Annotated in this window: 19 protein-coding genes; 5 read left to right on the top strand and 14 right to left on the bottom strand. The window is 61.7% G+C overall.

Annotation, left to right across the window (positions count from 1 at the left end; translation table 11 throughout):
- Positions 1-50: 50 nt before the first annotated feature.
- Together ISP18_RS15210 and dcp are read left to right on the top strand one after the other, a co-directional pair.
- Complete coding sequence (locus ISP18_RS15210) at positions 51-1,160, top strand: glycosyltransferase (protein ID WP_380013692.1); 1,110 nt, start codon at positions 51-53, stop codon at positions 1,158-1,160.
- A gap of 118 nt (positions 1,161-1,278) precedes the next feature.
- Positions 1,279-3,489 carry a peptidyl-dipeptidase Dcp gene (gene dcp / locus ISP18_RS15205; RefSeq protein WP_380013689.1) on the top strand — a complete coding sequence of 737 codons (2,211 nt, stop codon included), beginning with the start codon at positions 1,279-1,281 and terminating at the stop codon, positions 3,487-3,489.
- A 108-nt stretch (positions 3,490-3,597) separates the two neighbouring features.
- Here dcp and ISP18_RS15200 read toward each other — a convergent pair whose 3' ends face one another.
- From ISP18_RS15200 to ISP18_RS15170, 7 genes are read right to left on the bottom strand one after another with little or no spacing between them, the layout of a single operon-like run.
- Positions 3,598-5,055, bottom strand: a complete 1,458-nt coding sequence (locus tag ISP18_RS15200; RefSeq protein WP_380013686.1) for a sugar porter family MFS transporter — start codon at positions 5,053-5,055, stop codon at positions 3,598-3,600.
- A 15-nt stretch (positions 5,056-5,070) separates the two neighbouring features.
- Positions 5,071-5,973, bottom strand: coding sequence for an SMP-30/gluconolactonase/LRE family protein (locus ISP18_RS15195; protein ID WP_380013683.1), 903 nt, complete (start codon positions 5,971-5,973; stop codon positions 5,071-5,073).
- A complete protein-coding gene (locus tag ISP18_RS15190; RefSeq protein WP_380013680.1) occupies positions 5,970-6,734 on the bottom strand; it encodes an SDR family NAD(P)-dependent oxidoreductase in 765 nt (254 codons plus the stop codon). Before ISP18_RS15190 ends, ISP18_RS15195 begins: the two co-directional genes overlap by 4 nt.
- A gap of 20 nt (positions 6,735-6,754) precedes the next feature.
- Complete coding sequence (gene dgoD, locus ISP18_RS15185; RefSeq protein ID WP_380013677.1) at positions 6,755-7,903, bottom strand: galactonate dehydratase; 1,149 nt, start codon at positions 7,901-7,903, stop codon at positions 6,755-6,757.
- The gene (locus tag ISP18_RS15180) at positions 7,900-8,535 is read right to left on the bottom strand and encodes a 2-dehydro-3-deoxy-6-phosphogalactonate aldolase (protein WP_380013674.1); all 636 of its coding nucleotides are present in this window, start codon (positions 8,533-8,535) and stop codon (positions 7,900-7,902) included. The genes dgoD and ISP18_RS15180 overlap by 4 nt, the downstream gene beginning before the upstream one ends.
- Positions 8,532-9,488, bottom strand: a complete 957-nt coding sequence (locus ISP18_RS15175) for a 2-dehydro-3-deoxygalactonokinase (protein ID WP_380013671.1) — start codon at positions 9,486-9,488, stop codon at positions 8,532-8,534. Before ISP18_RS15175 ends, ISP18_RS15180 begins: the two co-directional genes overlap by 4 nt.
- On the bottom strand, positions 9,485-10,198 hold the full coding sequence (locus ISP18_RS15170; protein ID WP_380013668.1) for a FadR/GntR family transcriptional regulator: 714 nt from the start codon (positions 10,196-10,198) through the stop codon (positions 9,485-9,487). Before ISP18_RS15170 ends, ISP18_RS15175 begins: the two co-directional genes overlap by 4 nt.
- Positions 10,199-10,521: 323 nt before the next feature.
- Here ISP18_RS15170 and ISP18_RS15165 point away from each other — a divergent pair, with 323 nt between their 5' ends.
- Positions 10,522-11,673 carry an aldose epimerase family protein gene (locus ISP18_RS15165; protein ID WP_380013665.1) on the top strand — a complete coding sequence of 384 codons (1,152 nt, stop codon included), beginning with the start codon at positions 10,522-10,524 and terminating at the stop codon, positions 11,671-11,673.
- 126 nt (positions 11,674-11,799) lie between these two features.
- Entirely contained in the window at positions 11,800-12,984 is a 1,185-nt protein-coding gene (locus ISP18_RS15160; RefSeq protein ID WP_380013662.1) for a glycoside hydrolase 5 family protein, read from the top strand.
- A gap of 60 nt (positions 12,985-13,044) precedes the next feature.
- Here the strand turns inward: ISP18_RS15160 and ISP18_RS15155 are convergent, their stop codons facing one another.
- The 5 genes from ISP18_RS15155 to bufA2 form a co-directional block, all read right to left on the bottom strand.
- Positions 13,045-13,827, bottom strand: coding sequence for a FadR/GntR family transcriptional regulator (locus tag ISP18_RS15155; RefSeq protein WP_380013659.1), 783 nt, complete (start codon positions 13,825-13,827; stop codon positions 13,045-13,047).
- A 172-nt stretch (positions 13,828-13,999) separates the two neighbouring features.
- Positions 14,000-14,959, bottom strand: coding sequence for an AraC family transcriptional regulator (locus ISP18_RS15150; RefSeq protein WP_380013656.1), 960 nt, complete (start codon positions 14,957-14,959; stop codon positions 14,000-14,002).
- A 67-nt stretch (positions 14,960-15,026) separates the two neighbouring features.
- Positions 15,027-15,797 carry an HvfC/BufC family peptide modification chaperone gene (locus ISP18_RS15145; RefSeq protein ID WP_380013653.1) on the bottom strand — a complete coding sequence of 257 codons (771 nt, stop codon included), beginning with the start codon at positions 15,795-15,797 and terminating at the stop codon, positions 15,027-15,029.
- Positions 15,794-16,642, bottom strand: coding sequence for an MNIO family bufferin maturase (bufB, locus tag ISP18_RS15140; protein ID WP_380013650.1), 849 nt, complete (start codon positions 16,640-16,642; stop codon positions 15,794-15,796). Before bufB ends, ISP18_RS15145 begins: the two co-directional genes overlap by 4 nt.
- Before the next feature lie 63 nt (positions 16,643-16,705).
- Positions 16,706-16,975 (bottom strand): BufA2 family periplasmic bufferin-type metallophore, encoded by a 270-nt coding sequence (bufA2, locus tag ISP18_RS15135; protein WP_380013647.1) that lies wholly within the window; start codon positions 16,973-16,975, stop codon positions 16,706-16,708.
- 247 nt (positions 16,976-17,222) lie between these two features.
- On the opposite strand from bufA2, the gene ISP18_RS15130 reads away from it, so the two are divergent.
- Positions 17,223-17,684 carry a DoxX family protein gene (locus ISP18_RS15130; RefSeq protein ID WP_380013644.1) on the top strand — a complete coding sequence of 154 codons (462 nt, stop codon included), beginning with the start codon at positions 17,223-17,225 and terminating at the stop codon, positions 17,682-17,684.
- Between the two features lie 44 nt (positions 17,685-17,728).
- Here the strand turns inward: ISP18_RS15130 and ISP18_RS15125 are convergent, their stop codons facing one another.
- A complete protein-coding gene (locus tag ISP18_RS15125) occupies positions 17,729-18,370 on the bottom strand; it encodes a LysE/ArgO family amino acid transporter (protein WP_380015865.1) in 642 nt (213 codons plus the stop codon).
- The gene (locus tag ISP18_RS15120; protein ID WP_380013641.1) at positions 18,364-19,731 is read right to left on the bottom strand and encodes a glutamate--cysteine ligase; all 1,368 of its coding nucleotides are present in this window, start codon (positions 19,729-19,731) and stop codon (positions 18,364-18,366) included. Before ISP18_RS15120 ends, ISP18_RS15125 begins: the two co-directional genes overlap by 7 nt.
- Between the last annotated feature and the right edge of the window lie 151 nt (positions 19,732-19,882).

Here is a 19,882-nt window from a genome sequence, read left to right as displayed (position 1 = left end):
AGTTGCTAAGCCGCCGAATTACTGGATCACCGAATCATTGAGTCAAAGCGATGGGCATAGTGGGATGGGTTGCCGCGTCGCTGCCGGCATTGATGTGGTTGGGCTTGCTACTGGTACCGTGGCGGCCCTGGAGCACCCGTGAACACGTCGAGGCCGACCCGCATGCCGGGCCGGCCGATCTCAGTCAGATCACGGTACTGATCCCCGCGCGCAACGAGGCCGATGTCATCGGTCTCACGCTTTCCGGCCTGCAGGCCCAAGGTACCGGCCTGCAGGTGATTGTCGTCGACGATCAATCGACTGACGACACAGCGACGATCGCCGCCTCCTTTCCGAATGTACGTGTGATCAGCGGCCAGCCACTGCCGCAAGGCTGGGCGGGCAAACTGTGGGCGCTGGAACAGGGCAAGGCGCACGTGCATACGCCGATCACCTTGTTACTGGATGCGGATATCCAACTGCAGCCCGGCTTGCTGTCAGCCTTGCTGGTGCACAAGCAGCGCGAAAATCGTCAGTTCGTGTCGTTGATGGCGGATCTCCGGCGCACCAGCTTTTGGGATCGCCTGCTGCTGCCGGCCTTCGTGTACTACTTCAAACTGCTGTATCCCTTCTCGATTTCCAATTCGTCCTCGCGCCTGGTTGCGGCGGCCGCGGGCGGTTGCATTCTGGCCGACACCGAAGCGCTGCAACGCGCCGGCGCCTTCGCCAGCCTGCGCAACGCGCTGATCGACGATTGCACGCTCGCACGACAGGTGAAGAATGCCGGCTATCGCACCTGGCTGGGTCTCAGCCGCGGCGTGGTCAGTCTGCGTCCTTACGGAAGCCTGCGTTCCATCCACGACATGGTGGCGCGCTCGGCCTTTACTCAGCTCGGCTATTCCACCTCGCTGCTGTTGGCGGTGACGATCGTCTTCGCCATCGTCTACGGCCTGCCGTTCGTGCTGCTGGCCTCGCCGGCCACCTGGCGACTGGGCCTGATTGCCCTGGTGGCGATGATGCTGAGCTACCTGCCCATGCTGCGCTACTACCACATGCGGCTGGCCTGGGCGCTGCTGCTGCCGCTCAGCGCCGTGCTGTACCTAGGCATGACCTGGAGTTCGGCGATCCGCTACTGGCGTGGTGTCCGCTCGCGCTGGAAGGACCGCACCTACAGCACTTGACGCGGTGCTCCCCAGAACCCAGTGCCGTCCGGCAGGCTTGGAAGATGGGGAGGCTCTGGTTAGAGTCGGAGGCTTGGTCTTCACTCCTGCCGTTAGGCAGCCAGCTCCGGGAGCTTCCATGCCTCGTCTCCGTCTTCTTGCGATCGCCATGTCCGTCGCGCTCGCCGCCTGCTCGCAATCCCATAACGAAAACGGCAATGCGCCCGCCGCCTCCAGCAGCGCGCCGGCCAAGGCGTCTACCACCGCAGCCGCCGAGGCCCAGGTCAGCAATCCGTTCTTCACGGCTAGCACGCTGCCGTATCAGGCGCCGCCGTTCGACAAGATCAAGGACGGCGACTACCAACCGGCCATCGAAGAGGGCATGAAGCAGCAGTTGGACGAAGTGCAGAAGATCGCCGACAACCCCGAACCGCCCACCTTCGAGAACACCTTCGTGGCGCTGGAGAAGTCCGGCGTGCTGCTGCATCGCGTGATGAGCGTGTTCAATGCCGTCACCGCCGCAAACACCAACGACACGTTGCAGAAGGTGCAGGAAGACGAGGCACCCAAGCTTGCCGCGCATGACGATGCCATCCATCTCAACAGCAAGCTGTTTCAGCGCATCCAGACCGTGTACGACCAGCGCGATTCGCTCAAGCTCGATCCTGAATCGCAGCGCTTGGTCGAAGTGGTCTATCGCAACTTCGTGATGGCCGGCGCCAAGCTTTCCGACGCCGACAAAGCCAAGCTCAAGGAATACAACAAGGAAGAAGCCGGGCTGCAGGCGCAGTACAACAACAAGCTGCTCGCCGCGGCGAAGGCCGGCGCGCTGGTGGTGGACGACAAGAGCAAGCTCGCCGGTCTTTCCGACGAGGACATCGACGCCGCCGCACAGGCTGCGAAGGATCGCCATCTCGACGGCAAATGGGTGCTCACTCTGCAGAACACCACACAGCAGCCGGAGTTGCAGGACCTGACCGATCGCGCCACGCGCCAGGCCCTGTTCGAAGCCGCGTGGACGCGCGCCGAAAAGGGCGATGCCAACGACACGCGTGACATCGTCGCGCGCCTCGCCCAGTTGCGCGCGCAGGAAGCCAAGCTGCTCGGCTTCCCGAACTACGCCGCCTGGACGCTAGAAGACCAGATGGCGAAGACGCCCGAGACGGTGATGAGCTTCATGGAGAAGTTGGCACCCGCCGCTGTTGCGCGCGCTAAGACGGAAGCGGCCGACATCCAGAAGCAGATCGATAAAGACCAGGCTGCGCTCAAGCAGCCCAGCTTCAAGCTCGAACCCTGGGATTGGCAGCATTACGCCGAAGAAGTGCGCAAGGCCAAGTACGACCTCGACGACTCGCAGATCAAGCCCTACTTCGAACTGGATAACGTACTGCAGAACGGTGTGTTCTACGCCGCCAATCAGCTCTACGGCCTCACCTTCAAGGAACGCAAGGACATCCCCGTCTACAACCCGGACATGCGTGTGTTCGAAGTGTTCGACAAGGACGGCAAGTCGATGGCGCTGGCCTATTTCGACTACTTCAAGCGCGACAACAAGAACGGCGGCGCGTGGATGGACAACTTCGTGCAGCAATCCAAGCTGCTCGGCACCAAGCCGGTGATCTACAACGTCGCCAACTTCACCAAGCCCGCACCTGGCCAGCCGGCACTGCTGTCGACGGACGACGTGATCACCATGTTCCACGAATTCGGCCACGGTCTGCATGGCCTGTTCGCCGACGAGCAATACCCGACCCTGTCCGGCACACAGACTGCGCGCGACTTCGTCGAATTCCCCTCGCAGTTCAATGAACACTGGGCGTTCGATTCGAAGGTCTTCGCCAACTACGCAAAGAACTACAAAACCGGCGAACCGATGCCGCAGCCACTGGTCGACAAGATCAAGAAGGCCCGTTTGTTCAACAAGGGCTACGACATGACCGAACTGGTTGCCGCGGCGATGCTCGACATGAACTGGCATATGCTCACCGCCGATCAGCCGAAGCAGGATGTTGACGCGTTCGAAGTCGCTGCGCTGAAGAAAGACGGCGTGGATCTTCCGTATGTGCCGCCGCGCTACCGCACCAGCTACTTCCTGCATATTTGGAGCAACGGCTACTCAGCTGGCTACTACGCGTACCTGTGGACACAAATGCTCGCCGACGATGCCTTCGAAGGCTTCAAGGATCACGGCGGCCTGACGCGCGAAAACGGCGATCGTTTCCGCGCGATGATCCTCTCTCGCGGCAACACGGAAGAGCTGGCCAAGCTGTACAAGGATTGGCGTGGCAACGAGCCGAGCATCGAGCCGATGCTGATCAATCGTGGGTTGAAGCAAGAGCCAACGAAATAAGTATTCGAGTTTCACGATGCAAAAGGGCCGGCATCATGCCGGCCCTTTGCGTTTGTAGCGAGTTGATTTGTAGGCTGGGATGGAATCGATCAGCGCATCCCACGCTCATCACCGGCCGATGTCGCGCAACCGTTTCCCGCTCATCAGATTCCGTTCGATCTGTTCCAGCGTGATGCCCTTGGTTTCCGGCACCAGCCAGAACGTCAGCACGATGAAGACCGCGTTCAGCGCCGCATACAACCAGAACGTGTTGGTGTGGCCGAAGCTGTTGAGCAGGGTGAGGAAGGTGAAGCCAACGATCATGTTGGCGATCCAGTTGGTCATGGTGGAGCAACCGATGCCGAAGTCGCGTCCCTTCAGCGGCTGCACTTCCGAGCACAGGGTCCAGATCAGCGGGCCTGCGGACATCGCGAAGCCGACGATGAATACCAACAACATGCACACGGTGAATAGCTGCATGCCATGCGAGTTCGCGCCACCGCCCATCATGCTGCCAACCACGCCGAGGCCGATGGCCATGACCGTGAAACCCGTGTAGAGAATCGGCTTGCGGCCCCAACGATCGATCAGGCCGATGGCGATGAAGGTGGCCAGCACGTTGGTGAGACCGACGATCGCCGTAAACCACATCTGCGCGGTAGTGTCGTAACCCATGTCCTGGAAGATGCGCGGTGCGTAGTACATCACCACGTTCATGCCGGTGAATTGCTGCATCAACTGCAGCAGAATCCCCAAGCCCACCGAGCGACGAAAGTTGCTGTTCTCCAGGAACAGATGCCAGCCGCGCTGTGGTGTGCGCAGCTGCTCGCGAATGTCGTTCGCTTCGCGCTCTACTACTTCCGGATTGCCGCGCAGGCGTTGCAGTACGTCCAGTGCTTCCGCGTCGCGCTGCTTCATCATCAGCCAGCGCGGGCTGTCGGGCAGGAACAATACGCCGAACAGGAAGAGTGCACCGGGAATCGCGATGATGCCGAGCATCCAACGCCAGTTGCCGCTATAACTGAAGGCGGTGTCGGAGAGGAACGCCACCAGGATGCCGATGGTGATCATCAGCTGATACAGCGAGATCATCGCGCCGCGAATGTATTCCGGCGCGACTTCCGCCAGATACAGCGGTGCGGTGAAGGTGGCTACGCCGATCGCCAATCCCAGTACCACGCGTGCTGCAATCAGCGTATCGGTCGACCAGGCAAATCCGCACAGCAGCGAGCCAGTCACGAACAGTACCGCACCAAGAATAAGCGAGCGTTTGCGCCCCAACGCGGACGACATCCAGCCGGCAAGCAGTGCGCCGACCGTGGCACCGAGCATCATGGCGCTGACGATCCATTCGATCGTGTGATCGGAAACGCCAAACTCTTTCTGGATGAATTGCGTGGCGCCCGAAATCACGCCGATGTCCAGACCGAACATCAATCCCGCCAGCGCGGCGAGTATGCAGGTGAAGATAGCGGTGGCTTTAGCGTGTGTTTGTGTCGTTACAGGTGTTGAAGTTGAAATCGCACTCATGAATGACTCCCCGGTCGGTCGCGTCGAGCGGATGTTTGCATCTTCTTCCCGCCGCATGAATAAAAAGCCGGCTCACATGGGCCGGCCTGCAAAGCGTGGCTCGGGCATGCCGGTGAACGGTACCTCGACGGCGAACAGGCCGCCGGCATGCGGGTCTTTCTCCAAGGCTTCCGCGGACAGGCCGTCACGGGCGCTGGTGATGTAAAGCGTATTCAATCGCTCGCCGCCGAAGGCGACGCGCGTCGGCTGACGGGTCGGCACATCGATGACGAGATTTTCCCTACCGTCGCGATCGTAGCGCACCACACGGCCGGAGCCCCATTCCGCGTTCCACATGCCGCCTTCGCTGTCCACCGCGGAGCCGTCCGGTTCGCCTTGCTGGTGCGAGAGATCGATGTGTACGCAAGCATCCGTCACGTTGTCGCCGTAGGTGCAGCGATGTACGAGGCGCGTCCACGAATCGCAGTAATACATGGTGGCACCATCGGGACTGAACGCGATGCTGTTGCTGATCGCGACGGGTCCCAGCGGCAACGGTTCAAGCCTCAAGTCAGCATGCAATCGGTAGAAACCGCCGGCGGCACGCCGCGCTTCGCCGCCGACCGGTTCGTGCAACGTACCGAACACGAAGCGGCCCTGACGATCGCAAGCACCGTCGTTCAGACGCGTCGGCAAACCGGCTTCGACGTCGGTAATGCGGATCAGCTCGCCGCTTTCCTTGTGAAAGAATGCGAGCCCGCTGGCGAGCCCCAGTAGCAGCCAGCCATCGTCATCGCACAGGGCGAACGAGGCAAGCCGTTCCGGCATTGACCAGCGACGCGTGCTGCCGTCGGTGGGACAGAAGTGCCACAGCACGGACTCGTGAATATCCGTCCAGTACAGCGACTGGCTGCGCGTGCACCAGGTGACACCTTCGCCCAGCGTGTTGCGTGCGTCGAGCACCAGCGAGGCTTTAGAGCCTGCTTTCATACTCATGCCCAGCCGCCATCGACGATGAAATCGTGGCCCGTGCACATGTGGCTGTCATCGGCCGCCAGAAACAAGGCTGCGCGCGCAAGATCGTCTGCGCCGAGATAGCCGGGCATGCATTGCTTGCGGCGGATTTCTTCTTCGCCCGCTTCATCCAGCCACAGCTCGCGCTGCTTTTCGGTGATCACCCAGCCGGGCACCAGTGCATTGATGCGAATGCGATCCTGGCCCAACTCGCGCGCTAGCCCATTGACCAGACCGCGCACGGCCGACTTTGCCATCGCGTACATCGGATAACCGGCGTTCTTGATCATCCAGCCGGTGGAACCCAGGCAAATGATCGAGCCGCCGCCGAGTTCGCGCATACCGGGCACCACTGCCTGTATGGCGAAATACTGGTGGCGCAGATTCACAGCGATGCTTTGCTCGAATTCTTCCGGCGTGGTGTCCTGCAGGCGATGACGCCGATCGTTGGCCGCATTGTTGATCAATACGCTGAATGTGCCGACGCTGTGGCTCGCTGCGGCGATGGCGTTGCGTAGCGCCGTGATGTTGGTGACATCGCACGGCAGAAACAGTGGCGCGTGACGCACGTCCGGAAGTGATGTGCACAGCGCCGCCGCGCTTTTGTCGTCGACGTCGAAAAATGCAACGCGCGCACCCTGCTGCGCGAAATGCGCAACGAACGCGGCGCCGATGCCGGTAGCACCGCCGGTGATCAGCACCGCGCGGTCGACCAGGCTGGGATAAGTAGCAAACATGGGCATGTTGGATCTCGTCGAGGACATTACCATTCAGCCACGCTGCCGTCGCTGTGGCGCCAGATCGGATTGCGCCAGCGATGACCCACGGCCGAGCGTTCGGTCACGTAGGCTTCGTTCACCTCTACGCCAAGGCCCGGGCCGGTCGGCATGGAAACATAACCGTTGTCGTAGGCGAACACGCTGCGATCGGTGATGTAGTCGAGTAGGTCGTTGCCGGCGTTGTAATGAATACCCAGGCTCTGTTCCTGGATGAAAGCGTTGTGGCACATCGCATCGAGCTGCAGGTTGGCCGCCAGCGCGATCGGGCCCAGCGGGCAGTGCAGCGCCAGCGCCACGTCGTAGGCTTCGGCCATCATTGCGATCTTGTGCGTTTCGGTGATGCCGCCCGCGTGCGAAGGATCGGGCTGGATGATGTCCACGCCGCCGGTGGCGAACACGCGCTTGAAGTCGTAGCGCGAGTACAGGCGCTCGCCCAGCGCGATTGGCGCAGGCGAAATGGAGGCAAGCTCGGGGATGCATTCCAGATGATCGGACAGCACCGGTTCTTCGATGAACATCAGCTTGAACGGCGCCAGCTCGCGCATCAGCACTTTCGCCATCGGCTTGTGCACGCGGCCGTGGAAATCAAGGCCAAGGCCGATCTCCGGGCCGACTGCATCGCGCACCGCCTGCACGTTTTCCAGCACGCGCTCCACCTTGGCGTGCGTGTCGACGAAATGCATTTCCTCGGTGGCGTTCATCTTCACGGCGGTGAAACCACGCGCGACCGCTTCCTTGGCAGCGCGTGCCGTGTCGGACGGACGATCGCCACCGATCCACGAATACACGCGAATGCGATCGCGCACCGGGCCGCCTAGCAGTGCATGCACCGGTACGCCCAGATGCTTGCCCTTGATATCCCACAGCGCCTGGTCGATACCGGCGATCGCGCTCATCAGGATCGGGCCGCCGCGATAGAAGCCGCCGCGGTACATCACGTTCCAGTGATCTTCGATATGGCGCGGATCCTTGCCGACCAGATAATCGGACAGTTCATCGACTGCCGCTGCAACCGTATGCGCGCGGCCTTCCACAACCGGCTCGCCCCAGCCGCTGATGCCTTCATCGGTGTCGATGCGCACGAACAACCAACGCGGCGGAACGAGGAAGGTGGTGAGACGGGTGATCTTCATGCGTGATTTCCTTGAGAGCTTGTCTTCCAGGCTTGGGCGAAGGCGCGCGCGCGACGACCGACGTCGTCCGCGGCGCGGCCAGGTACGTAGAGTGCGGAACCGAGGCCGAAGCCGTTGGCGCCTGCGGCGATATAAGGAGCCATCGTCTCCGGCGTGATGCCGCCGACCGGCAGGATCGCCAGACCACGCGGTAATACCGCGCGCCAGGCCTTGAGCACCGGCGGCGTCAGCAGTTCAGCCGGAAACAGCTTGATGGCATCGGCGCCGGCCTGCAGCGCGGCGAAGGCTTCGGTGGGCGTGGCGACGCCTGGGATGCAATACATGCCAGCGCGCTTGGCGGCGGCAATCACCTGCGTGTCCGCATGCGGCATCACGATCAAGCGGCCGCCGGCCGCGGCAACTTGAGCCACTTGGTCCGGATGCAATACGGTGCCGGCACCGATCAGGCAGCGCTGGCCCAGTTCCGCCGACAGCGAGCGAATGCTGTCTAGCGGCTGCGGCGAGTTCATTGGCACTTCGATGACAGTGAAGGTTTCCGCGGCCAGCGCATGTCCGATGTCGAGTGCTTCTTCCGGCCGAAGGCCGCGAAGAATCGCCACCAGCGGAAGGGAATCGAGCCAGGCGCGGATCATGGTGTTACTCCGGAATAAGTATGAAGTTTTGCTTCGGTCAGTAGGCCGGCGGCGGAAGCCAGTTGCCATAGCCCCTGCGCGGACGCGTCGTCGATGATGGCTGGCGTGGCATAGCCGAACTGTTGCGCCGCCAAGGTGTAGCGACGGCACAGCGACGGTTCGCCAATCAGGCACAGCGGTGCGATGGCGCCGTCGTCGCGCAGCCGGGCGATGCGAAATTCCTCGCCGATCAACAGGCCGGAAAGGAAATCGGGTACGGCCACTGCCGTGAGTTCGCCAGCGAGCATCAACGCGCGCGTCGAAAATAGACGGCTGAACACGCCTTCGCCGCCACTGTCCTTGGCGGTATGTACGCCACGAACGAACGCTTTCTCGTCAAACACATGTGCGGGTTCGGTGGGAAGGCCGGCACCGAGTATCGAGTGCTTGATCAGCAGCGCATACATCTCGCCGGTCATTACGGTATCGAATGCGATGATGCGTCCATCGACGACCGTAGCCCATTTGCTATGCGTGCCGGGTAGCACGAAACGGGTGTTCGCCTGATACAGCGGCTGCAAGGCCAGCGCGCCGATGATCTGTGTTTCCTCGCCGCGCATCACGTCTGCCGGTGCGTTTCGTCGCAATCCGGGTGCGATCCACAGCTCGTGACTGCCGCAGGCATCCACGCGAGACATGCCGTGCGCAATGCTTGTCGCATCCGCTGGCAGGTCCACATAAGGCACTTCCAGCCAACCCTGGCGGCTGCCGACCATGCCCGCAGCCACCACGCGGCATGCCGGCCACTCCGAGGTGATCGCCTGCAACGCGGCCGTGAAACCGCCTTCTGGCAGCTGACGGATGCCCCAAGCCTGCCGGCGCGACGCCACCACCGTGCCGTCGGCGTCATATAAGTAGGCGCGCAGGCTGCTGGTACCCCAATCCAGTCCGATCAGTCGCACGTCGGCGGTCATGCGGACTTCCTCGTGCGGGGTTTGCCTGACATGTTGGTGTGCGAGTCGACGATCATCTTCTGCATCGCGCCGCGCGCGACCTCGGGCTGGCGGAGGCGTATCGCCTCGCACACTTGTTGGTGATAGGGCAGTGAATATTTGAAATCGCGACGTTTGCGTGCGGACTGCACAAAGAAGGAGCCCAGGGCGGTTTCTACTACGGAGAACAGGGAGGTCATCAGTTCGTTGTTGGTGGCGATCAGCACGGCCTCATGGAAGTGCAGATCAGCCTCGGCCCATTCGTCGGTGTTGCGCGCGGATTCCATGGCGCGATACGCCGTTTCCAATTGCTTGAGTTGTTCGGCGTCGCGGCGGACCGCGGCGAAGGCGGCTGCGGCGGGCTCGAAGATCTCGCGCATCTGTACCAGCTTCTGCACGAAGTCCGCGGGCGGCATCGAGGCGCAACGCCAGGCCAGTACATCCGCGTCGAGCTGTTGCCAGTAGCGTTCGTCACGCACGCGCGTGCCGACTTTCGGGCGCGCTTCGACCAGGCCCTTAGCGGACAGCACGCGCATCGCTTCGCGCAGCGCCGTGCGGCTTACCGCCATCTGTTCGGCCAGGGTTTCCTCGCGCGGCAGCACGTCGCCCGGCTGCAACTGGCCGCTCACGATCCGCACCCCCAGCTGTTGGATGACGTGGCCGTGCAGATTGCGGGTGTTGGTGACTCTCATCGGCTCTCGTGTGCAGTAATAAAAGGGAGCGGATCGTGCTGCATTGCGAAAGTGCTGGTGCGTACGGTTTGCTGATGTCGGGTGTTTGTGGCGCTCAGACAAAATGGCTGGTTTGTCATGTCACTCGCTTATAACACCTGTCTTTTCAACACCATCAACAATCACTTCCATACATGCGAACCCCGATGATCATGCCCCGGCTGTTTTCGTTCGATGACCATGTTGCAGCGCGTAAAGCTCCTGCTCCTATCCGTCTATATAATCATACAATATGCTCAGAAGCGACAGGGCATACGGTCGCCCAATTTTGTAAGGGGACTCGCTTGAAGAAATCGGCTGTCCTGGTCGGTTCCATCTTCACGGCAGCGGTGGTGTTGCCGCTCGCCGCGACAGCCGGCCAGGCGACTAGCGCGTCCTTCGGCCGCACGGCCGATGGTCAAGACGTCCAAATCGTGACGCTTACTAATAGCCACGGCATGCGTGCACGCGTCATGAGCTATGGTGCTTCGCTGCAATCCTTGCTGGTGCCGGATCGTAACGGCAAGCTGGCCGACGTCGTGCTCGGCTACGACACGCTGCAGGGTTATCTGGATCGGCGCCAATATTTCGGTGCGACCGTTGGCCGCTACGCGAACCGTATTGCCCACGGCAAATTCACGTTGGACGGCAAGACGTACAGCCTCACCTTGAACGACGGTCCGAATTCGCTGCATGGCGGTACGAAGGGTTTCGACCAGCAGGTGTGGAAGGTGCTCGACGTCAAGGCAGGGCCGACGCCGAGCGTGACGATGGAATATGTCAGCCCCGATGGCGACCAGGGCTATCCCGGTACGCTGACGGTGAAGGCGACCTATACGCTGAGCGATGACAATCAGCTCAAGATCAGCTATGCCGCGACCACCGACAAACCGACCATCGTCAACGTGTCGAACCACACCTATTGGAATCTAGCGGGTGAGGGTTCCGGCACGGTGATGGATCAGGAGTTGATGATCCCGGGCGATGCGATCACGCCGGTGAGCGACGCCGCGGCGATTCCGACTGGCGACATCGCTACCGTAGCTGGTACGCCTTACGACTTCCGCAATGCCAAGTCGATCGGCCGCGATATTCGCGACGGCCGCTCGCAGCAATTGCTGTTCGGCCATGGCTACGACATGAATTGGGTGCTTGCCCGCAAGGAAATCGAGCCGCGCGTGGTGGCGCGCGTGGAAGATCCACATTCCGGCCGCGTGATGACCATCTGGTCGAGCAAGCCGGGCGTGCAGTTCTACTCGGGTAACTTTCTGGATGGCACTACCATCGGCAAGGATCACCACATTTACCGCCAGGGCGATGCCTTCGTGCTGGAGCCGCAACTGTTTCCGGATACGCCCAATCATCCGGATTTCGGCTCTGCGCGACTGGCGCCGGGCGAGACCTATCGCAACGTGATCGTCTATCGTTTCGGCATCGACCAAGCTGGGAAAAAGTAGTAGGTCGAGCCGGATCGATAAGGAAGCCGTGCCGCACAGGATGGCTGTTGTAAAAAAACTAAAGAAACAAACCCTTCCTGTACGCAGGAAGGGAACATAAAAAAGATCCAAAAGGTGGATGTGACAATGAAGCGAACGCGATGGGCACGGCGCCTGACTTTGGCGCTGCTGCTAGGCATTTCTGTGGTGCATGCCGCGGATACGGAGCGCTGGACGGCTGCCCAGGCCAATGCCTGGTATGCAAAGCAGCCGTGGCCCGTCGGCAGCAACTACATTCCTTCCAATGCGATCAACGAGCTCGAAATGTGGCAAGCCGCTACATTCGATCCGGCGCGCGTCGATCAGGAGCTGGGCTGGGCGCAAGGGATCGGCATGACCACCATGCGCGTGTTCCTGCACAACCTGCTATGGGATCAGGATCGCGATGGCTTCAAGAAGCGCATCGATACGTTTCTGACGATTGCCGCGAAGCATCACATCAAGCCGATCTTCGTGCTGTTCGATTCGTGCTGGGATCCCGATCCCGCGCTCGGCCCCCAGCATCCGCCGATTCCTGGCGTGCACAACTCCGGCTGGGTGCAGGCGCCGGGCACGAAGATACTGGACGATCCTTCGCAGTACCCGCAGTTGGAAGCCTACGTGAAGGATATTGTCGGTAGCTTCGCGCACGACCCGCGCATTCTTGCCTGGGACGTGTGGAACGAACCCGACAACGATGGTGGCGGCAACTATGCGGCGCAGGAACCGAAAGACAAGTTCCAGCGTGTGGGGCAATTGCTGCCGCAAGTCTTCGCGTGGGCGCGCAGCCAGCATCCGGTCCAGCCGCTTACCAGTGGCGTGTGGCATGACGGTGACTGGTCGAAGCTGCAAGAACTCAATGCGATCGAGCGCACGCAGCTCACGCAGTCGGACATCATCACGTTTCACAACTACGAATTTCCGGAAGACTTCCTGCGTCGCGTGCAACAGTTGCGCACCTATGGCCGTCCGCTGATCTGCACCGAGTACATGGCGCGCAGCGTGGGTTCGACGGTCGACGGCGTACTGCCTGTCGGCAAGAAGCTCGACGTGGGCATGGTCAACTGGGGCTTCGTCTCGGGCAAGACGCAGACGATATTTCCGTGGGATTCCTGGCAGAAGCCTTATACGCTGCAGCCGCCGGTGATCTGGTTCCATGATCTGTTCAATCCCGACGGCACGCCGTATCGCCAGCGCGAAACGGAGATCTTCCGCGCATTGAGCGCTGCGCCCAAAGGCGTGGTGCCGGCCAGTGCCGCGATGCTTCCCGTTACTGAAGGAGCCGTGCGATGAGCGTGGCGCGCATGTACTCCGCTTTCGCGGGAATGACGACCATGAAGGTCCGCCGTATGCTTAAGCTTTGCGGCGTTTGCTCAGGTTTTCGCGTGTATCGAAAATCACCTTGAGCATGGCCTTGCGTGCCGTTTCGGCATCCTTGTCGCGAATGGCCTGCAGCACCGCGCGGTGCTGCGGCAGCGAGTATTTGAAATTCACCGCGGTATGTGCGGACATGGTGAAGTAGCTGCTGAGCGCGGTTTCGATCACCGAAAACAGCGAGACCAGCAGCTCGTTGCCGGTGGCGGCGAGAATCGCTTCGTGGAAGTCGATATCGGCGGTAGTCCAGGCTTCCGGATCGAGTGCCGCTTCCATGGCATCGAAGGCGGTCTGCATGCGTTTCAATTGCGCGGCGCTGCGATGGCTGGCGGCGCTCGCCGCGGCCGCCGGCTCGATGATTTCGCGCATCTCCGACAGCTTCTGCACGAAATCCGCCGTGGGCATCGAAGCGCAACGCCAGGCGAGCACATCCGCATCAAGCTGATTCCAGAAGCGCGCGTCGCGCACGCGAGTGCCAACCTTCGGGCGCGCCTCCACCAGACCCTTGGCCGAGAGCACCTTCATGGCTTCGCGCAGGGAGGTGCGGCTTACATCCATCTCTTCGGCCATGGTGGCTTCCGGCGGTAGCACTTCGCCCTGCTTGATCCCGCCGCTCACGATGCGTTGCCCGAGCACCTGCACCACATGTCCATGCAGGTTGCGCGCGGCCATCGGGCCCGTACCGCTGCGCACACGCCGCGTAAGCGTGGGATGCGTGGTCTTTGTGGCGTTGCCATCCCTGCCGCTTCGAAAAGATGCCATTCAGCCGATCTCCTGCAATGCCACGCCGTGGAATGGGCCCGCCCGATAGACAAACCAAGTCGTTCAATAATCAGGGGGCAACGCCGGTCTGAGCGCGTTTCAGTGCGCTTCGCGGAGATGATGCCACGTTTCAAGGAAGGGGCTACAAGCCAGCCCGCTGGAGAGAGGCTAGCTAGGCAGCGGAGAGCAGCGAAGGCCTGGCTGCTTGCGTATCCGCCAATCGGATGCCATGGCAGGTGCTGCCGGCGGCGCGGATACGGCCCGGGCAGATGCCGCTTACCCGTTTGAACAGTCGCCGGAACGCGGCCTCGCTGCTGTAGCCAAGTTGTTCGGCAATGGTGGCCACTGATAGCTGTCGGTCGCGCAGCAGGCGTTCGGCCACGTTTACCCGCCACTGCGTGACGTACTGCATAGGCGGCATTTTCATCAACTGCACGAAGCGTTCGGCGAAGGCCGAGCGGGACATGCACGCCAGCGAGGCCATGGCCTGCATAGTCCATGGATATCCGGGACGCTCGTGCACCGCTTGCAGCACCTTGCAGATGCGCGCATCGGCAAGGGCGGTGAACAGGCCGCGGTGGTCGCCGTGGCGCTGGGCGTAATCGCAGACCGCCAGCGTGAACAAGGTATCGGCGAGCTTGTTCAACAGTACCTGGCGGCCGGGTGTCGCGACGCTAACCACGTCGAGCATCATGGCCGACAGGTTGCGGAACAGCGCGTCGGCCTGCGCGGCACGGACGACGAAACAGGCCGGCAAGACATGTTTGAGCGGGTGCTGGCTGTGACTGGAAAAGTGCAGCTCGCCGCAGATCATGCGGGTGGTGCGTGCGTCGCCGTTCGGCGCGGCGCGCAACTGGTGCGGATCGCCGTGCGGGAAGACGACCAGGTCGCCGGGTTCCAGCAGCAACGTTTCGTCTAGCGCATCGCCTTCGACCTCACACTGGCCGGTGCCGATGAGATGGAACACGCCGAAGGCAGAGCGCGGTTCGTCGATGAAGCGAGAGCCGCAATGGTACAGCTCGTCCATCACGTCCACCCGAAGCATCGACTGGCTGAGCAGCGATTCCAGCGCCGGCTCCAGTCGCGGGGGGTGCGATTGGCCCGCAAGGGCGGACGGGTGCTCGATGTACATGGGCGAACCTTCCTGCGCTGGGGCCTATGCCAGCTATTCGCGGGAAGCCTTGCCGCGGTTACAGGGCCTAGGACTCCAGGCCACGAAGAAGGCCGGCACCCACCCAACCTTGCAGCAAGGTCACCATGCGGCTCATGGCGGCGGTCTCGCCCCGGCGGTCGGCCAGCATGGCGCAGAGGGCGGCGAAGGGTTCGCCGCCCTGGGCGGCCGCCAGCACCTGATGTTCGTCTTCGTCCAGCCGGCGGTAATGAACCGACATGGCATGGCGCCAGACGAGGATAAAGTGCGGTTTTACGAAGCGACGCAGGTGAGGGCGCTCGGTGCCACGGTCGGCCGCGCGGCGAAACGCATCGACGTTGCAGGTGCAGCTCAACAACTGCAGGTTGGCCTGCGGCAGCAACCGCAGGTTCGCCCACGCTTCGGGCGGTACGGTTGCCAGTTCCGTCATGTCGATGCTCGGCTCGTCGGCTGCGTCGAACGCCGTAGAAATGGCCCAGTCCAGGCGGGCCATTTCGGCGAGCTGCGGTTTGTCGCGCCGCGTACTATCGAGAAAGCCGGCCAGGCCCGCGCCATACCAGCGAATGTTGTAGTACGGCGATGGATGCGTGGCGACATAGGCGTCGAGCAACGCATCGGAACCTTGCCCCACCATGCAGCATAGGCCGTCGAATTCGCTCTTCAGCGCATCGCGCAGTCGGATACGGTAGCCATGCTGATACACCGCCAACCTGCTAGGCGCATCCGCGATAGCATCGCCGCGGATATCCGGCATGGCAGACGACTTCGTTGTCAGCACGGCCTGCAGCATCTGCTGCTGGATGGCTTGAAGCGTGCTCATGCCGCGTTTTGCAGCAATGGTTCGGCCAGCGTGCGGGCGTGTTCCAGTTCGGCAAGCAGTTCAGCCAGCGGCGGAAAATGATCGTCGCGCTCGATCATGGTGGACACGCGGCCGAAGCGGCGCACGGCTTCCATGTAGAGATCCCACACCGCGTTGGAAACCGGTGCATCGTGCGTGTCGATGATCAGATGCTCGCCTTGTTCGTAACCGGCAAGATGAAACTGCTGCACGCGCGAAACAGGAATACCACGCAGATAATCCAACGACGAAAAACCATGGTTCATCGCGCTGACGTGCACGTTGTTGATGTCGAGCAGAATTAGGCAATCGGCGCGTTCGGCCACTTCGGCGAGAAACTCCCACTCGGTGAGCTGCGATTGCGCGAAGCTGACGTAGCTGGAGACGTTTTCCAGCAAAATGCGACGCTTGAGCGTGTCCTGCACGCGTTTGACGCGGCCGACCACGTGATCGAGCGCTTCCTCGGTGTACGGCAGCGGCATCAGGTCGTGCAGATTCACGCCTTGCACGCCGGTCCAGCAAAGGTGATCGGAGACCCAGGCCGGTTCAACACGTTTCGCTAACGCGGCAAGCCGGGCGAGATAGTCTTCATCCAGCGGATCGGTGCTGCCGATCGACATCGACACACCGTGCATGACCAGCGGATAGCGCTCGCGGAAACGATCGAGCCATATCAGCGGTAGGCCGCCGTCTACCATGTAGTTTTCCGACACCACCTCCAGCCATTGCACCGGGGCCGGATGGGTCAGCAGCGCCTCGTAATGCTCCACCCGTAGACCGAGGCCGTAGCCGAGATAGGGGAGTGAGTGGGAGCGGGTGGCGGCCATGGCGTTGCTCGCTATCGGCAAGTAGGCGGGGCGCAGACGGATGCGTGCGCCCCGCCAGGTGCATTACTTCTTCGCTGCAGCTTGTGCCGCATCACAATCGGCCTGCGTCTTCTGCATGGTGAAGCCTTGGCCCTTGCAAGAATTCTGACCCTTGCACGAGTTGGTGGCCTGCTTGCAGGCACCGTGGCCCTTACAGGAGGAAGAGTTCATGCACTTGACCGCTGCCTGATCACCAGCCGGTGAGCCGACAGGAGCGGCAGATACTGCCGCGGCGGCGAACAGACCGGCCACCATCACGGCCATGGCGCTGGCGTTGACTGTCTTGATGTTCATATCTATTGCTCCAAGAAGTTGTAGTCGCCGCAAGGCGGCACAGGGGAATGACTTGTCCATCGCAAACATTGCGAATCCGGACAAACACATTGTGCTGCTCCAGTCCGTCGGTCGCTGCGCCCGCGCATCCCGCATTTATGCCCGATCGTCCAGCGGATGCCAGGCAAGAAAGTCTGGACGGCTGGATATGGTGGGCCTGGACGAGCCCGCGCATGATGCGCTTACTTCAAGCGTAGGAATATGTGCAATGCGTCATTTCGTGGCGACGACAGCTTCGCGTGTGCTTGGCATCCTGCATGCTTGGCGCTGGCTCGGTCCGTTGGTAGTGCGCCTGGTGTTCGGCTATTTCTGGCTGGAGACCGGCATCGCCAAGGTGCATAACCTGGATGGCTTCACGCAGCGCTTCATAGGCTGGGGCATTCCCCATCCTGCCTTCAGCGCGGCCCTTTCGGCTTGGACAGAACTGGTTGGCGGATTGCTGCTGATGCTGGGATTGTTCACGCGACTGGTCACCATCCCGATGATCATCAACATGATCGTGGCGGTGACCCTGGTGGTTTCGACCAATCTGATGGGATTGGACGACTACGTCGAAGCCGACGAAGTGGTCTACTCCCTGATCTTCTTCTGGTTCCTGATAGCAGGCCCCGGGAAGATCAGTCTGGATACGCTGGTGGCGCGTTGGTTGGGCATCCGCACGTACGATTGATCGCGAGGTAGGCTGGGATGCCAATCCCAGCCTACGCGGATAGATCAGGGTGCAAGAAAAGACAGCAACAGCTTGCCCGCGATGCCCCACATCACCAGCGCGATCAGCACATCCAGCACGCGCCACGCCATCGGCTTGCGGAACAGTGGCGCAAGCAGACGTGCGCCATAAGCCAATCCGAAGAACCAAATGAAAGACGATGTCGCCGCACCGACGCCGAACCACACGCGCGGACCCGGCCAGGGCCACGGTGAGGCCAAGCTGCCGATCAGCAGCACGGTATCCAGATAGACGTGCGGGTTGAGCCAAGTGAAGCCGGCGCATGTGGCGAGCACCTGCCACATCGTGCTGGTGTTGAGATGTGTGTCCGGAGTGAGTACTTCAGGATGAAACGCGCGCCGCAGTGCTTGCACGCCGTACCACAGCAGCACCAGCGCGCCTGCGCATGCCACCACGGCCAGCAGGCGTGGATGTTGCCCCACCGCCGCGCCCAGGCCGCCGACGCCGGCGGCGATCAACACCGCATCGGACATCGCGCAGAACAGCGCGACCGGAAAGCGGTGTGATTGCAATAAGCCTTGCCGCAATACGAAGGCGTTCTGTGCGCCGATCGCAATGATGAGCGACGCCCCCAGCAACAAACCAGCAAAGAAGGGTGCGTGCGAGGACGTTGCTGCGATCAATATGCGAACTCCTTGAAGACGGGATCCACGCTCCCGTTCCACTCGCCATGGAACAGTTCCAGCTTACGTTCGGCGGGCGTCTGGTTGGCGTCGACGATCTCGATCAACGGCTCAAGGAAAATGCTTTCGTCCGCGCCGTTGTGGTTGAGCCGCGAGCGACGCTTGAGACCGTGCGCGGCGATCTGCAGCGCTTCGCGCGCCAGGTCGTGCACCGTGCCATGGCGGAATGGCAGCTTCAGCGCATGCTTGGGCACACCGTCACGCAACGCATGGCGTTCTTCGCGGCTGAAATCCTTCACCAGATCCCAGGCGGCTTGCAGCGCGTCATCGTCGTACAGCAGGCCAACCCAGAATGCCGGCAGCGCACACAGGCGATTCCAAGGGCCGCCGTCCGCGCCGCGCATTTCCAGGTACTGCTTCAGGCGCACCTCGGGAAAGGCAGTCGTGAGGTGATCGGCCCAATCTTTCATGGTGGCGCGCGTACCCGGCAACTCATCGAGCGTGCCGGCCATGAAACGCTTGAAGTCCTTGCCGGCCAGATCGATGTAGCGGCCGTCCTGATAGCTGAAATACATCGGCACGTCGAGCATGTAATCGACGTAGCGTTCGTAGCCGAAGCTGTCCTCGAAAACGAAATCGAGCATACCGGTGCGATCTGCATCGGTATCGGTCCAAACGTGCGAGCGGTACGACAGATAGCCGTTGGGCTTGCCTTCGGTAAACGGCGAATCGGCGAACAGCGCGGTGGCGATCGGTTGCAGCGCGAGGCTGGTGCGGAACTTGCGCACCATGTCGCCTTCGCTGCCGAAATCCAAATTCACCTGCACGGTGCAGGTGCGCGTCATCATGTCCAGGCCCATGGTGCCGACCTTAGGCATGTATTCGCGCATGATCTTGTAGCGGCCCTTGGGCATCCACGGCATTTCGTCGCGGCGCCACTTGGGCTGGAAGCCCATGCCGAGGAAGCCCAGGCCCATGCTGTCGGCCACGGAGCGCACTTCGTCGAGGTGACTGTTCACCTCGCGACAAGTCTGGTGGATGGTTTCCAGGGGCGCGCCGGAGAGTTCCAACTGGCCGGCAGGTTCCAGCGTGATGTTGGCTTTGTCGCGCACCAGCGCCACCGGTGTGTCGCCTTCGCGGATGATTTCCCAGTCGTGGCGCTCGGCAATGCCTTCCAGCAGCGCGCGAATGCCGCGCTCGCCCTCGAACGCGGGCGGACGCAGATCGTCGGTGCGGAAGCCGAACTTCTCGTGCTCGGTGCCGATACGCCACGCATCGCGCGGTTTTTCGCCGGCGGCGAGGTAGTCGATCAGTTGCTGGCGGCCGTAGATCGGGGTGCTTTTGACGGCACTGGGTATGGACACAGGGCAAGCCTCACGGGAATAGCCCCCGACTATGGAGGCATCGCACCGCCGCGAAAAGGGGGGCGAACGAAAAATATTGTACGTGACAGTACAGCTACAACGGAGAGCACGAAATAGGCAATAAGGAATAGAAGAAATCCCGCACTCCGCC

The organism is Dyella humi (genome assembly GCF_044904605.1).
GTDB lineage: Bacteria > Pseudomonadota > Gammaproteobacteria > Xanthomonadales > Rhodanobacteraceae > Dyella_B > Dyella_B humi.
The sequence above is the reverse complement of the archived record's forward strand: the minus strand, read 5'-3'. Positions and strand labels throughout refer to the sequence as shown.